This is a genomic window from Brevibacillus porteri, assembly GCF_003013475.1.
Taxonomy (GTDB): Bacteria; Bacillota; Bacilli; order Brevibacillales; family Brevibacillaceae; genus Brevibacillus; species Brevibacillus porteri.
The window spans coordinates 67,381-81,153 of record NZ_PXZO01000010.1; the positions used below are offsets into that span (position 1 = coordinate 67,381).

Below are 13,773 nucleotides of genomic sequence, written 5' to 3' on the forward strand. Positions count from 1 at the left end.
ATGCTTCATGTAGAAGGCTTGACGAAAGCATACAAGACGGGTGATACCGTACTGCCCATCTTAAAAGGTGTCTCCCTGCTGGTGGAACAAGGCGAATTCGTTGCCATCATGGGGCCATCAGGATCAGGGAAATCGACGTTTATGAACATGCTGGGCTGCCTGGATCGTCCAGATTCGGGTTCGTACATGCTAGACGGCATTGAGGTTAGCAGTCTGAAGGATACGGAGCTCGCCGTCGTTCGCAACCAAAAGATCGGCTTTGTGTTCCAATCGTTTAATCTACTCGCCCGCTCTAGCTCCTTGCACAATGTAGAGCTGCCGATGATGTACGCGAATGTCAGCCGCTCAGAACGGCGCAAACGGGCTACAGAAGCGCTCAAACGGGTGGGGTTGGCTGAACGCATGGACCATAAACCAACCCAGCTATCCGGTGGTCAAAAACAGCGTGTAGCGATTGCCAGAGCACTAGTCAATAAACCAGCCATCCTGTTGGCAGACGAACCGACGGGAAATCTGGACAGCCGCTCCGGGGTCGAAATCATGGCCATGTTTCAGGAACTGCATGCGCAGGGCGTTACGATCATTCTCGTTACCCACGAATTGGATATCGCCCAGCACGCTGAGCGGATTGTGACTTTCAAGGATGGCGTGATCATTCGCGATGAAAAGGTTACGGAGCGGATATTCTCCAAGCCGTCTGACGAGGTGATTGTCACATGAATTTTATGGAAAGCTTTAACACCGCCGTGGAGGGTATCTGGGCGAATAAAATGCGCTCGATCTTGACCATGCTCGGGATCATCATCGGGATTACCTCCGTCATTGTCGTCACGGCACTCGGTGAAGGTGGACAGAGAGCCATCAACGAAGAGATGGAAAAGTTCGGGCAGAACACGTTTAACGTCTTCATCAATTGGGAGACAAAAGAAGAGATAGCCTCAGAAGATATGACCGTAGAAGATACCGAGGTGCTCGGCAGGATTAGTCCCGCCATCGAATACATCGTGCCTTCCAACTCCAGTACGATTGATTTGAAAGGTCCGAAAAAAGAAGAGCGCGTCAACCTCACTGCCTCCACTGCTGATTATTTTTCGATGCAATCAACATTGAAGGTGGCAAAAGGGCGACTTTTCACCGAGGTCGATGACAAAGAGCAACGCGCCGTCATCGTCCTAGAGGAGGCTCTTGCCCAAAAGCTGTTCGGTCAAATGAGCCCGATTGGTCAGCGTGTTCGCTGGGGGAATCAATCTCTCGTCGTAATTGGGACGTACACGGAAGAGAAGTTCAAGTTCGATATGGCAACGAGCTATGGAGCAATTATTCCCATCCGTTACGAAATGAGTCTGCAGGAAGAGCCTTCTGTCCAAATGATCATGGGAAAAGCGATCGACAAAGCCTCTGTCGAACCAGCCATGCAGCAGGTCAAACAGTACTTGAGCCGCAAGCATCAAAAGGAAGACCATTACAGCGTTCGCAGCATGCAAGAATCAATGGATCAGTTTAATCAAATGACGGGCACCTTGACGCTGATCTTCAGTATCATCGCAGGAATCTCCCTCGTGGTTGGCGGCGTCGGCGTTATGAACATCATGCTCGTATCCGTGACAGAGCGTACTCGCGAAATCGGGATTCGCAAAGCATTAGGGGCACGCCGTCGAGATATTTTGATTCAGTTTTTGATTGAATCGGTCATCGTCTGCTTGATCGGTGGATTAATCGGGGTGTTGTTTGGCCTTGGTATTGCTTCGATCATCGCCTATTTTGCACAGTTGCCGCCGCTTATGTCCTGGAACAGCGTGTTTATCGCATTCGGCTTCTCCAGTGCCATCGGTATATTCTTCGGCCTTTATCCGGCCAATAAGGCAGCCAAGCTCGATCCAATCGAAGCACTGCGTTACGAATAAGGAAAAAACAAGCACCTGTAAGCTCTCTAGCTACAGGTGCTTGTTTATGTTGGCAACGTATCTGTTACCAGCTTCAAAAGAAAAAAAAGCGCAATCCCCACGCTCGCGACTGTCCACCAGAGCGGCTTGCTGTCAGCCTTTTCTGCCTTGTAGATCCCGATTAACTTCCAGGTACCCACCGCCACGCACAAGAGGCTAAACAGGAGCAGGATTGTCCCCATGACCTCCCTCCCCTCACTCCTAGCTATATGGGGATGAGAGGGAAAAAATCACTTCTTCGGATCCTTTTTGCCCAATCGACCGAGGACCATTCGGCCCCGTTCCTTGATGGACTCGTCCTTGATATCTTGTTGACGCTTTTTCATCAAACCGTTTTTGGAAGTATCCGGTCGGTCCGTTTGCCGTCCATCTCGCATTAGCTGTACTTGCCTCCGCTTTTTTTCTCGTAATCGTCCAAAAGCTCAGCAAAGCCCTTGTTGCGCTCGCGTTCTTCCTGCTCCCGGCGCTTTTGTTCGGCTGCTTCCTTCTCTTTGCGCTCGCCTTCTGTCTTCATGTCTTTTTCAAGCTGCTTGAGTGCTCCGAGCGCATCTGCATTCAGCATATCCTTCAAACTGTTCAATCCACTTTTCACGTCTACCGTAGTTGTTGTCTCTGCTTGACGCTGTGGTTTTCGTTGTTTTTTCGCCATTGAAATTTGCCACCCTTTCCCTATCCTCATTCTGTCCTCATTCTCTGGCCCCATCCGGGTCATACTATCTTCATCTTTCACAAAGAGGAGGACATCACATGGTTCGCAACAAAGAAAAAGATTTTGGAAAAACTGCTGAAATCCGAGGACCCAAAGCCCAATCCGAGGCTGTCCGCTCTGACGGCTCCATTAATAGTGAACCACAAGAAAGGCTAAAAGAAAACCGCTAACAAAAAAACCGCCGGGCAGCCATTATGCTCGGCGATTTTTATTCTTTCTAAAGTTTGATGAGTCTAGGGTGAGTGTAATCTCATGAGAATGAAACTAAATCAATTTGGAAAAGCGGAAACAGTTCATTGGAGAGCTACGCGAAGAAATTATACAGCAGGAAAGAATCATCAAATTAATCGAGTCCTATAAGCCTACAAATTGAGGATTCGGGCGTTTGTTTGCATAATATTGTGACAGACGAAGATGAGGGTTTGCCACTCACTGGCTGGCTGCGTTACTGTATACAAAAAGCCGATTGCAAAAACAATCGGCTGAGAGAAACTCTGCGCGTGTCGTTAAGACTAAAAACTCATAGGTGGTGGATTGTACCATGACACAAGTGATTGTAGTTCTGATTATATTTACTTTTGTTGCCCTGATTGCCCGAATTGTATTCCGATCAATCAAGGAGAAAAGACTTCCAAATCCGCCTAACTATACCCCTTACGATGATGTAATGTCTGGAAAAGTACGCTCGGATGAAACCCGTGAAACAAATAAGGAAAACTAGACGGGTTGCCACTTTCATTTATTCAATCGATTTTAGATCGATTGAATATGACTTTGTTAATGTTTTTACAAATTCTTCCCAAGCTTCGTTTCACTTAGCCTGATCCTCAATGCCTTCTAAAACCTCACTACGGAGCTTACTGATCGTGTTTTGCTTCTTGTATCCTTTAACGACATAGTCAGTCCAATATTCCTCTTCAGAGATTCCCAGACCTTGAATCAGACCATCAGTTCAGGCTAAACAAGGTATACAGTAGCTGATGAGCTGCATCTCTCACGGGAATGATCACACTCGTTACCATCAGATCTTCCCCCTTTTTTAGCATATGCAGCTGGGTCTCATTTGGGCTGAGCGCGATCTCCCCTCCAAAACCGAATAAGGGGTTAGTGACTGATGCATGCTATGGGAAAAAAGGAGGTCCAGATGATGGATAACGATAAGCAAAAGAACGACAAGACGAAGGATATTTCCCTCGATGGGACGCTGCCGCACCAAATCAGTGCTCCTGACTTCAAAAACTCGTCCCGTACGATTCAAAAGCCATTCGTCAATGAGTTCGGAGTCGTCATCGGTGACAGCTTGTACGAGTCCCAGGAATCTCCCTTACACAACTGGAGCACGGAAACCGATCCCTCCATCATGGCAGGGGACCAGTGGGTACATCCGACCAACGACATTGGCTGGAACTCGATAGAAAATCGTGAGCTTCTTGAGGATCAAGAAGAACAAGATGGAGCGCGTTTTATGCACCCGACCTTTGATGTGAGCAAAGGCAAGGACTAATGCCAGCTTTTTCATGCAGCCCGTTCGGCAGAAGCACTTCTGGCCGGACGGGTGTTTTTGGATTGCGCTTGCACCTGGAGCTTCGGGACACTACTCTGACTTGTGTTACAATGGAAGACAAGTAGCAGAAAGGAGCTAGTCCATGAGTATCACACTTGCGATAGAGCCAGTGTTTTCCCTTGCCTATCAACGTTATGCCGGCTTTGTACCGGGGGATACACTTCGATTGTATGTACGAACAAGCGGCCCAGGGACCGGTGGTATGTTTTATGCGATTGAAAAAGATGAGGTCCTCACCGATGATGCTGTATTTGAAGTAGAGGGGTTGCGATTTGTCATTCGTCCAACGGATTTCTGGTATTTCGACGGGGGACATCTGAGCTACAATCCGCTCTATGGCGAGTACGGCTTTCACTTCACCAACACTCGTCTGGATTAGCACTAGACAGAAACTTCTTTTGGCTTGATTCGTAAGAAGGAATATCTGCCTATATCTTCTGGGAGGAAAAACGATGAAAAAAAGCCGTTCAGTCCTTTTGGCGATCGGTGCTTTCTTACTTGCCAATTTAAAATGGATACTTAGCATACTGAAGTTTTCAAAATTCGGGACCACCATTATATCCATGGGGATTACTTTGTGGGCGTATGCCGTTTTTTACGGATGGAAATTCGCCGTGGCTCTCGTCTATCTGATCTTCGTCCACGAAATGGGGCATGTGATTGCCGCCAAACGAAAAGGAATCGCGACCTCACCCGCTGTCTTTATTCCTTTTGCCGGAGCCTTCATCGCCATGAAAGACATGCCGCGTGATGCAAAGACCGAGGCATATTTAGCCTACGGCGGACCCTTGGCAGGAATGATTGCTTTCTTGCCTGCCCTTCCGTTGTATTGGTATACGCAGGACCCTTTCTGGGGGTTGGTTATCTACTTGGGTGCCATGCTTAATTTATTTAACCTACTGCCCATCTCCCCGCTAGATGGAGGCCGCATCGTTTCGGTATTGTCGACGAAAATTTGGTTTATCGGGTTAGTCGGTCTGGGCGTTATGCTGTTCGCCAACCCAGGACCGATTACCGTGTTTATTTTCATCATCGGCTTGATCACGTGGTACAACCGCCTACGTGGCGGCTATCAACAAAAGCTCCTGCAATATGAGCGCGAAAGAATTGCAGACTTCCAGCAAAGCATAGCCAAATGGCCCGCGTTGGAATCGACATGGGATATCCGCACGCAAATGAATGCCGAGGTAAATGCAATCAATCAGGAAGATTTGAAGAAATTTTATGTTCCGTTTTTGCAGGACAAACAACGCCTTCAGCGTGACTTCAAGCGACTCGATAAAGTGTATGTGAACAGAAAATGGGAACTGTTCAGACTGTGGGAACGAGAGCCTGTTTTGTTTTACGATTCGGACCCGAACCGACCGATCCCATCGGATGCGCTTCGGGATGGGGAACGTGCGGCGCAAGAGAGATTAGCCGAACTGGATGAGCAAATGCACCAGCTCACTACGTATTACGATGCACCTGCCTCTACGAAGTGGAAAGTGTTAGTTGCCTATCTCAGCCTAGCTGCTGTACTGTCAGCGTTTTTCGTCTACGCCCAACAAATTCTGCACAGGTAACCGCTTGCACTTTGCGTTGCTTGACAGAAATGGATGCCTATCTGCGGCCTTCTCCGAGCGCAAAAACGTGCGCTACGGTTATCTGAGGGTCGCTCTTCCCGACCCAAAGGGCGTAAAACGCCCCCTACGGTGGTATATCGCTTTTGTGCGTTCCACCCAATCAGAGTAAAATAGAAAATAGTACTTTCATAAAATTCCAGAGAGGATGACTTTTTACTTGGACACCGTCCCGATAGTGCTCAACCTACTGCTTGTTATATTTCTTGTTTTTCTTAACGGCTTTTTCGTAGCCGCAGAGTTCTCACTCGTGAAGGTGCGGCAAACGCGCCTGACACAGATGGTGAATGAGGGTAACAGACGTGCAGTCTATGCCCAAAAAGTAACGCATAAGCTAGACGCCTACCTATCTGCCTGCCAGGTCGGGATTACTCTCGCCTCGCTGGGACTGGGTTGGGTCGGAGAACCGGCCATTGCCCATATGATTGTGGAGCCTTTGCTTGGATCTTCAGGATTGCCTGAATATGCAATCTCCGCGATTTCTTTTGGTGTAGCCTTTGCGATTATTACATTCCTCCACATTGTCTTGGGTGAGTTGGCTCCGAAATCATTGGCCATTCAAAAAGCAGAAATGACCTCGTTGTGGGTTGCCGCGCCATTGATGTTTTTCTATAAATTGCTTTACCCGGCTATCTGGTTCTTGAACGGAACAGCCAACGCTCTCATGAGACGACTCGGACTCGAAGCCATCTCGGAACATGAAGCGGCACATACCGAAGAAGAAATTCGCCTGTTGGTCAACCAAAGTCACCAAAGTGGCCATATCGACCAAACCGAATTGGCTCTTGTGGAACAAGTTTTTGACTTCTCCGAAACCGTTGCTCGGGAAACGATGATCCCGCGCATTGATATGGTTTGCTTATATACGACGAATACCTTTGAAGAAAACCTGGAGATTATCCGCTCGCAACGCCACACGCGTTTTCCAGTTGCAGCTGAAGACAAGGACAACATCATTGGTTTTGTCCATGCGACAGACTTCTACCTTTCTGCGTTACAAGACGGAAGCGTGGAGCTGGATTCGTTGCTCCGCCCTGTCCTGACCGTACCGGAAACCATGGAAATCAGCACGGTATTGCGCCTGATGCAGAAAAACCGTTCACAGCTCGCGATTGTCATCGACGAATACGGCGGAACAGCCGGTCTCGTGACGATGGAGGATATTCTGGAAGAAATCGTTGGGGATATCCAAGACGAGTTTGACGAGGAAAGACCAGAGATTGAGAAGCTGGACAATGGCCTCTCCGTATCCGGTATGCTCGTGTTAGCTGACCTGAATGACCATCTTCCGTTCGAACTCGAATCCGAAGATGTAGACACAATCGGCGGTTGGTTGTACAGCCAGCTCGAAGAAGACATCGCTGTTGGCGCGATAGTAGAATGGGAAAACCACCTGTTCACCGTCAAACAGATGGATCATCACCGTGTCACACGCGTCCTGATTACGCGTTTGGAAAAAGATGAATCGGAGCAACAAGAACTGTTGACCGTCTCCTAATCATCACACCTCAGTACAAACCAAAGCCCCACACCTGCTTACTTGGCTGGTGCGGGGCTTTTTTATTTCGCAGGTGAGTTTCGTCGTTCTCGTTCGTCTACGTGGTCTCCTGGCCCGTGAGTGGCTTCCAGTCGTCCTCGCCGTTGTCCTCCAAAATTCCCATCGTCACATCGCTAATATCCGGGTCGGTGAGCAAGCTGTCGCGAATGCGGAATTTAATATCGTCTGCCACTGCAAGACTCAGTCCTGTCCGCAACTCTACATAGCAATCCACATGGTAAAAACGCCCTTCCTGTACAATCCGCATCCGGTTGATGTCCGTCACATCCGGGTCAGCAAAAATGACTTTGGCTACCCGTTCCTCGATTTCTTTGGGAGCGGCAATACCAATCAAACCGACCATGTTGTCGTACCCTACCTTGAATGCCACACCCACCATGAGAATCCCAATCAGAATGGTGGCAATCCCGTCCAGCAAGGCAAAGGAAGTAAATGTAGTGACGATAACGGCAATCAGCGCCAATAACGCACCGAGGGTTGCCACGATGTCTTCGTAAAAGACAAGTCGTGTCGGTGGAGCTGCACGTCCTACATTCCGAAAGGCTGCCGGGATGACAGCAAAGCCTTTCGCTTCCACCCTAGCTTCATGAACGATTTCAAACATCACTTTTACCAGCACGTATCCATCCACGATGACTGCCAGAGACAAAATGATGAAATTCAACCAAAAATGGCTGGATTCTGCTGGCTCGGAAATGAGATGGAAGCCTTTGATAATGGTTTCGTAGGCCATGATGGTTACGACGATCACCGCGACCATACAGAAAATGTTAATGACACGACCAAAGCCTGTAGGGAACCTCGGTGTCGGTTTTTTCTCTGCGAGTACGCTGCCAAAGAAAACGAAGAACTGGTTGACCGCATCGGCTACCGAATGCATCGCCGACGCAAACATGGCTCCACTCCCACTATAGACAGCCCCAAACCCTTTTGCGATAGCAAGCCCCGTGTTCCCCAAAGCCGCTGTCGCCGAGGACATATTTCCCTTTTTTAGCGTTGCCCAAAAAGAGCCCATGGTGTTGCCATTCCCTCCTTGAACGAGACGATTTCCTTTACTATTCCCTATTCGTAAGGAGTGTTTCTAATGAGAAAAAAGAAAAGACAGACATCCGAAGTGGATTATCTGCCTTTCCTTGTTACCGCTACCTTATGCTACTAATTTCAATCCTGCTACTGCTATAATCACCACAGCGATGCACAAGATCCGCAGCTTGTCTTTTGCTTCTCCATAAAACATCATCCCGACAAGAGCGCTACCTACCGTACCAATCCCTGTCCAAACCGCATAGGCCGTTCCCATAGGGATTTCTCTCATTGCAAGAGACAGAAGAAGAAAGCTGATCGAAAAACCGCCGATTAGTACCGTAAAAGAACGGAAAGAAGGCTTCGTGTTGACCTGTGTAATCCCCATCACGCCTACGACCTCAAACAACCCTGCAAAAATTAAGGCTACCCATGTCATGCCACTTCACCTTCCTTTCGCGGCTTTTCTTCATGATCCGGTGTAACCAGCTTCAAACCAAGGATTCCCCCCAGAAGAAGCCCGATCAAGCCTACTTTTGTCCAGCTGAACGGTTCTCCAAACAGGACCATTTCGCTAATAACCGTACCGGCCGTACCCAAACCGACGAAGATCGCATAAACCGTACTCGTCGGCAGCTTTTTCCCTGAATAGATCAAAACACCAAAGCTGATAATAATCGCTAAGACGGTCAATGCCCACGACCAAAAGCTATCGGCGTGCTTCAAGCCCGCTACCCACATGACTTCAAATACTGCTGCGACGACAACCATCAACCAATATTTCCCCATGCTCTGGCTCCCTCCTCTTTCTTTTACGCTCATGGTAACGGACGTATCCGTTTTTATCGTTCCCCAAAATACATACTCATCCAAGATGGCTCAGGCTTTTTCCGAATGCAAAAAAAGCCTCGGGTGAATACCATCACAGATATTCCTCCCGGGCTTTTATCCCTCCGTGTACACGACCGTGGTCGTGGGTTTTCTCTCGGTCCTGACCGGCCAGATGACTGACCGCGGAACCCTAGAAAACTCAGTACATATGCAGTTCTTTTCTTGGGGTAACTGTCCTTATCATATCAAAAAACGCCGCGTTTGGCAATGAACGTGCGACACTTCGGCAAAGGACCACCTTATGGTATTCTACAAAGAGAAGCATGATACAAGGGAAGAGAGGAACGTACGTATGACGAAAGTGTTGTTTGTTTGTTTGGGCAATATTTGTCGCTCGCCCATGGCCGAAGCCGTATTTCGACATCTCGTAGAGGCGGAGGGATTGGCAGGGGAAATCTCCATCGATTCAACGGGGATCGGTGGTTGGCACGCTGGGGAACCTCCACACAAAGGTACACAAAAGGTATTGACCGAGAATGGGATTGCGCATGATACACTGCGTGCTCGCCAAATTATCACACAGGACTTCTCGGCGTACGACTATATCGTCTGCATGGATGAGGAAAATTTGTCCGCACTCAAGCAGATGGCGCCGTCAGGGAAAAAGGTGGACCGCCTGCTCGACTTTGCCGATTCTGCCCAGGAACAAAATGTGGAGGACCCTTATTATACGGGGCGATTCACCTATGTGTATGACTTGGTGAATGCGGGTTGCCGAGGGCTGCTGAACGAAATCAAAGCCAATATCGCCAAAAAGGGATAGCCCGTCATCTGGGCCATCCCTTTTTCTTATACGGCAACCGTCTCCTTCTCCTGCAATCTTGCCAACCAGCTCTTCGTACTCGCAATCAAGCGTTTGTAGCTGTCCCCTGAGGAAAAGGTATGGTCTCCGCCGACTACTACTTCTGTTTCGCAGCTCCCCCGTCTCCGAAGGTGTAGCTCTCGCTCATAGTGGAACATGGCATCCACAGCAATGACGTCATCCCGATTACCATGCAGGATTAACACATCTCCCTCAAACTGCTTGGCTTGACGCAGCGGAAGAGCGGTGCCCAACGACTGGAAAAAGCGCTTCTCCAATCCGTAGCCCAAATGATCCGTTTTGCCATACGAAAGTGCTTCCTTGTATTCCTTCTCCCCCACGATCCGAACGATATCATCGAAGGGTCGCGCTACCGGTGCCCATAGGATGAGCGAGTGTATGCGTTTATCCTGGCTCGCTGTCAGTACACTGACTGCACCACCCAAACTATGCCCTAACAGGCACACGCGCTCCTGATCTACCTGTTCCAGCGTGAAAACATGGTCGAGGACATCACGTGTTTGCGCAAGCAGGACATCCAAACCACCTGCACCATAAACGCCGTCACTTTCCCCGCAGCCTCCGTAATCGAAGCGCAATACGCCAAAACCGTGTGAAGCCAGTTCTCTGGCAGCTTTTACAAACAAGCGGTTCACTCCAATCCGACTGCCGATAAAGCCATGGCAAATGACAACCAACGGGTATTTCACTCTGGTCTTGCCTGTGGTACATGTAGGTTCATGCAGGGTAGCCGTCAACGAAATCGTTTCGCTAGGTATTTGCAAAATCCGTTCCAAAGAACTCACCTCTTTTATTTTTAGTATTCCGAGTTGTTTACTTAGTTATTATGCTTATTATCTTCATTTTCATGAACGCTGTCAAGATGAACCAGAAAACTCAATGAAAAATCATCCCGCACCGTTTATGATGGAAGGGAACGAGGCGCAACATAAGAATGCTTGCTTTGCTGGAGCTGTTGCACCGAAGATAGAATTGTGAGGAGAAAACTATGTCCGACTTGCGAAAAGAAACCTTGGAAAAAATAAAAAACGGTGATTTCACATGTTCCAAGGAGCTGACCTTGTCTATGTTCAGCGGAAAATGGAAAGTCGTGATCCTGTGGCATTTAGGGGTAGAAGGCCCGCATCGCTTTAGCGAGCTGCAACGGCTGTTTCCAAAAATCACACATAAAATGCTGACGAATCAGTTAAAAGAGTTAATCGAAGACGGGATTGTTCACCGGGAAGTATACCCTGAGGTTCCACCGCGCGTAGAGTATTCTATGACGGAGCTGGGGATGACTTTGTTGCCCATTGTGGAAATGATGTATGAGTGGGGCGAACTGCGGATGGGGCAATTGAAGCTGGCGTTGGGGGAGGACACAGAATCAAGTTCTGTCTAGCTGTTGTGGTGGGGAGGAAACAGGAGAAAACGCTCAGCTTCTAGGAACACCTGCGGGGAAGCTGGGCTGCCCGGCTCCGTGAAAAAAAGAGAAACCGCGTCCAAAGTCGACTGTTCAGGAGGCTTCTCAGAGGTGGACGCTAAAGGCAGTTTCTCTTTTTTTCACTGCGCCTCGGTAGGTGTGTCCAAAGATCTTCGCTTATTTCTCCTGTTTCCTCTACGAACTATTGTGATTCCACCTTCTTTTTATAAAAAAGAAATAGACCACATGAATGCTGCTTTCAAGATGAATACAATAGCCATGTGGGAAGAAGCACATTTCCAGTCCTAGCACCTCTGGAGCCCGACCAAGCTCCGAAATGAATGGCGGGGGTTTTCAGCTTTTATCACATACAAAAATGATGTCACGTTTTCTGTTTTGAAGCGCTCCCGACATTCATTTCGGAGCAGACAGTCCCTACCCTCAGTAGGGCGTAGGCCGAAGCGTAGACTGGAAATGGGCTTCTTCCCCTCCACTACAGCTACTATTAACAAAGAAAAAGGATAGCACCCAAGGCGCCATCCTTTTTCTTTGTTACGGATTCACACTATTTTTCGGAGGAGAAGCCAGATCACGCAGGATCGCTACCTCTACCCGTCTGTTTTTCGCTCTGCCTTCTGCCGTTGTATTCGGCGCTACCGGATGGTATTCTCCCAAGCCTGTTGCGCTGAACTTCGTCGGGTCTAGGTTCTTGTTTTCCAGAAGCACCTTCAAGAAGTTCACCGAACGTTTGGCACTGAGATCCCAGTTGGATGGGAACTCTGCACGGCGAATCGGCACATTGTCCGTATGACCAGTTACAGTCACTTTTTTCGGGTGAGGCACCAGCATCGCTGCCATTTCAGAGGCAAGCTTTCTCGCTTCCGGTTTCAGATCAGCTTTACCAGAGTCAAACAACGCATTGTCCAAAATGGTGATCAGCAGTCCTTCTTCGGTCAGCTTGGTCTGGAGCTTGTCCTGCAGCTTGTTTTGCTGAATGTATCCGTCCAGCTTTGTCTGCAGCTTTTTCAAGTCCTCTGTTTCTTTGCGGACCGCTTCTTCCAGACGCTTCTCTTCTTCTGTCTTCTGTTTTTCTGCTTCCTGTGCGCCTTTGTGCAAGGTCTGCTGCTGAAGTTCCGGGTCTAGCGGCACCGGACTCGGGTAGTTCATGACACCCACACCGCCGTTGATTGCAACGTTGAAGGACCGAACCATTTGGTCGAACTTCTTCGCATCCATCTCGCTAGAGGCGAACAACACGATAAACAAAGCGAGCAGAAGGGTGAGCAAGTCCGCGTATGGAATTAGCCAAGACTCGTCCATATGCTCTTCATGATGAGCATGTCTCTTTGGTCGCTTAGCCATTTACCGCAGCTCCTTCCTCCCTCTTCTCTTCCTTCATTTCTTCTTTCATTTCTGCACGCTCTTGGTATGGGATGTATACCAGCAGCTTTTGTTCAATCGCAGTCGGAGATACACCCGCTTGAATGGAAAGCAATCCTTCGACCATGATTTTTTTGATTTCGATTTCTGCCTTTGATTTCCGTTTGAGCTTGGTTGCGAACGGGTGCCATAATACGTAACCCGTGAAAATACCGAGCAAGGTAGCTACGAACGCCGCCGCAATCGATATACCCAATGCATCGATGTCACTCAAGTTACCCAAGGCGGCAATCAGACCGACAACGGCACCCAATACCCCGAGAGTCGGAGCGTAGCTTCCCGCTTGGCTAAAGACGAGTGCCCCTGCCTGATGGCGCTCTTCAATGGCGTGAATTTCTTCATTCAGAACATCGCGAACAAAATCCGGTTCCCCACCATCAATGATCATCTTCATGCCGTTACGCAGAAATGGATCTTCAATCTCATCAGAAGTGTTTTCCAGTGCAAGCAATCCTTCGCGACGAGCGATGGAAGCCCAGTTCATAAACTGACCGATCAATTCTTTTTTTTCAGGGAGCTTTTCTTCTTTAAAAATTATCTTGAAAAGAGCAGGAATACGTTTGATTTCCGACATAGGAAATGCGTTACAGATAGCAGCAACCGTACCTACGATGATGATCATAAACGCTGCTGGATTCAGTAATGCCATCGGACTCGCATGCTTCAAGATCATTCCGACCACTACTGCGATAATACCTAAAACTATACCTATCAAGGTAGACTTTTCCATCGTGACACTCCCTACTTCCATAATCGAAATCTATCTATATATGGTTTCGGAATTTTTGCTCTCACTTG

Annotated in this window: 19 protein-coding genes and 1 riboswitch; of the genes, 10 read left to right on the top strand and 9 right to left on the bottom strand. The window is 48.5% G+C overall.

Annotated features, from left to right (window positions below):
• Both C7R92_RS07245 and C7R92_RS07250 read left to right on the top strand, forming a co-directional pair.
• Window positions 1-720: an ABC transporter ATP-binding protein gene (locus C7R92_RS07245; RefSeq protein ID WP_007724719.1), complete on the top strand. Its 720-nt coding sequence runs from the start codon at window positions 1-3 to the stop codon at window positions 718-720.
• Window positions 717-1,904: an ABC transporter permease gene (locus tag C7R92_RS07250; RefSeq protein WP_106833728.1), complete on the top strand. Its 1,188-nt coding sequence runs from the start codon at window positions 717-719 to the stop codon at window positions 1,902-1,904. The genes C7R92_RS07245 and C7R92_RS07250 overlap by 4 nt, the downstream gene beginning before the upstream one ends.
• 44 nt (window positions 1,905-1,948) lie before the next feature.
• On the opposite strand, the gene C7R92_RS32275 is transcribed toward C7R92_RS07250, so the two are convergent.
• From C7R92_RS32275 to C7R92_RS07255, 3 genes are read right to left on the bottom strand one after another with little or no spacing between them, the layout of a single operon-like run.
• A complete protein-coding gene (locus tag C7R92_RS32275; protein WP_007724726.1) occupies window positions 1,949-2,125 on the bottom strand; it encodes a hypothetical protein in 177 nt (58 codons plus the stop codon).
• Between the two features lie 48 nt (window positions 2,126-2,173).
• Entirely contained in the window at window positions 2,174-2,320 is a 147-nt protein-coding gene (locus C7R92_RS32280) for a hypothetical protein (protein ID WP_007724729.1), read from the bottom strand.
• On the bottom strand, window positions 2,320-2,592 hold the full coding sequence (locus tag C7R92_RS07255) for a DUF3886 domain-containing protein (RefSeq protein WP_106833729.1): 273 nt from the start codon (window positions 2,590-2,592) through the stop codon (window positions 2,320-2,322). Before C7R92_RS07255 ends, C7R92_RS32280 begins: the two co-directional genes overlap by 1 nt.
• A 98-nt stretch (window positions 2,593-2,690) precedes the next feature.
• On the opposite strand from C7R92_RS07255, the gene sspK reads away from it, so the two are divergent.
• From sspK to C7R92_RS07285, 6 genes are all read left to right on the top strand, one after another.
• On the top strand, window positions 2,691-2,822 hold the full coding sequence (sspK, locus tag C7R92_RS07260) for a small acid-soluble spore protein K (protein ID WP_007724732.1): 132 nt from the start codon (window positions 2,691-2,693) through the stop codon (window positions 2,820-2,822).
• 371 nt (window positions 2,823-3,193) lie between these two features.
• Window positions 3,194-3,373 (top strand): hypothetical protein, encoded by a 180-nt coding sequence (locus C7R92_RS07265; protein ID WP_007724734.1) that lies wholly within the window; start codon window positions 3,194-3,196, stop codon window positions 3,371-3,373.
• A gap of 426 nt (window positions 3,374-3,799) precedes the next feature.
• Entirely contained in the window at window positions 3,800-4,156 is a 357-nt protein-coding gene (locus tag C7R92_RS07270) for a DUF3905 domain-containing protein (RefSeq protein WP_069847490.1), read from the top strand.
• A gap of 142 nt (window positions 4,157-4,298) precedes the next feature.
• Window positions 4,299-4,595: an iron-sulfur cluster assembly accessory protein gene (locus C7R92_RS07275; protein WP_106833730.1), complete on the top strand. Its 297-nt coding sequence runs from the start codon at window positions 4,299-4,301 to the stop codon at window positions 4,593-4,595.
• Between the two features lie 73 nt (window positions 4,596-4,668).
• Window positions 4,669-5,781 (top strand): site-2 protease family protein, encoded by a 1,113-nt coding sequence (locus tag C7R92_RS07280; RefSeq protein WP_106833731.1) that lies wholly within the window; start codon window positions 4,669-4,671, stop codon window positions 5,779-5,781.
• 217 nt (window positions 5,782-5,998) lie between these two features.
• Complete coding sequence (locus C7R92_RS07285) at window positions 5,999-7,336, top strand: hemolysin family protein (RefSeq protein ID WP_017249998.1); 1,338 nt, start codon at window positions 5,999-6,001, stop codon at window positions 7,334-7,336.
• Window positions 7,337-7,433: 97 nt separating this feature from the next.
• Here C7R92_RS07285 and C7R92_RS07290 read toward each other — a convergent pair whose 3' ends face one another.
• The 3 genes from C7R92_RS07290 to C7R92_RS07300 form a co-directional block, all read right to left on the bottom strand.
• Window positions 7,434-8,411: a cation diffusion facilitator family transporter gene (locus C7R92_RS07290; protein ID WP_106833732.1), complete on the bottom strand. Its 978-nt coding sequence runs from the start codon at window positions 8,409-8,411 to the stop codon at window positions 7,434-7,436.
• A gap of 132 nt (window positions 8,412-8,543) precedes the next feature.
• Complete coding sequence (locus tag C7R92_RS07295) at window positions 8,544-8,858, bottom strand: DMT family transporter (RefSeq protein ID WP_017249996.1); 315 nt, start codon at window positions 8,856-8,858, stop codon at window positions 8,544-8,546.
• A complete protein-coding gene (locus C7R92_RS07300) occupies window positions 8,855-9,208 on the bottom strand; it encodes a DMT family transporter (RefSeq protein ID WP_106833733.1) in 354 nt (117 codons plus the stop codon). Before C7R92_RS07300 ends, C7R92_RS07295 begins: the two co-directional genes overlap by 4 nt.
• Window positions 9,209-9,351: 143 nt before the next feature.
• Window positions 9,352-9,455: riboswitch (guanidine-I (ykkC/yxkD leader) on the bottom strand.
• Between the two features lie 147 nt (window positions 9,456-9,602).
• Here C7R92_RS07300 and C7R92_RS07305 point away from each other — a divergent pair.
• Window positions 9,603-10,073 (top strand): low molecular weight protein-tyrosine-phosphatase, encoded by a 471-nt coding sequence (locus C7R92_RS07305; protein ID WP_106833734.1) that lies wholly within the window; start codon window positions 9,603-9,605, stop codon window positions 10,071-10,073.
• Window positions 10,074-10,099: 26 nt separating this feature from the next.
• Here C7R92_RS07305 and C7R92_RS07310 read toward each other — a convergent pair whose 3' ends face one another.
• A complete protein-coding gene (locus C7R92_RS07310; RefSeq protein WP_106833735.1) occupies window positions 10,100-10,918 on the bottom strand; it encodes an alpha/beta hydrolase family protein in 819 nt (272 codons plus the stop codon).
• A gap of 203 nt (window positions 10,919-11,121) precedes the next feature.
• On the opposite strand from C7R92_RS07310, the gene C7R92_RS07315 reads away from it, so the two are divergent.
• The gene (locus tag C7R92_RS07315) at window positions 11,122-11,514 is read left to right on the top strand and encodes a winged helix-turn-helix transcriptional regulator (RefSeq protein ID WP_106833736.1); all 393 of its coding nucleotides are present in this window, start codon (window positions 11,122-11,124) and stop codon (window positions 11,512-11,514) included.
• 573 nt (window positions 11,515-12,087) lie between these two features.
• Here the strand turns inward: C7R92_RS07315 and motB are convergent.
• Both motB and motA read right to left on the bottom strand, forming a co-directional pair.
• On the bottom strand, window positions 12,088-12,897 hold the full coding sequence (gene motB / locus C7R92_RS07325; protein WP_017249990.1) for a flagellar motor protein MotB: 810 nt from the start codon (window positions 12,895-12,897) through the stop codon (window positions 12,088-12,090).
• Window positions 12,890-13,705: a flagellar motor stator protein MotA gene (motA, locus tag C7R92_RS07330; protein WP_017249989.1), complete on the bottom strand. Its 816-nt coding sequence runs from the start codon at window positions 13,703-13,705 to the stop codon at window positions 12,890-12,892. Before motA ends, motB begins: the two co-directional genes overlap by 8 nt.
• Between the last annotated feature and the right edge of the window lie 68 nt (window positions 13,706-13,773).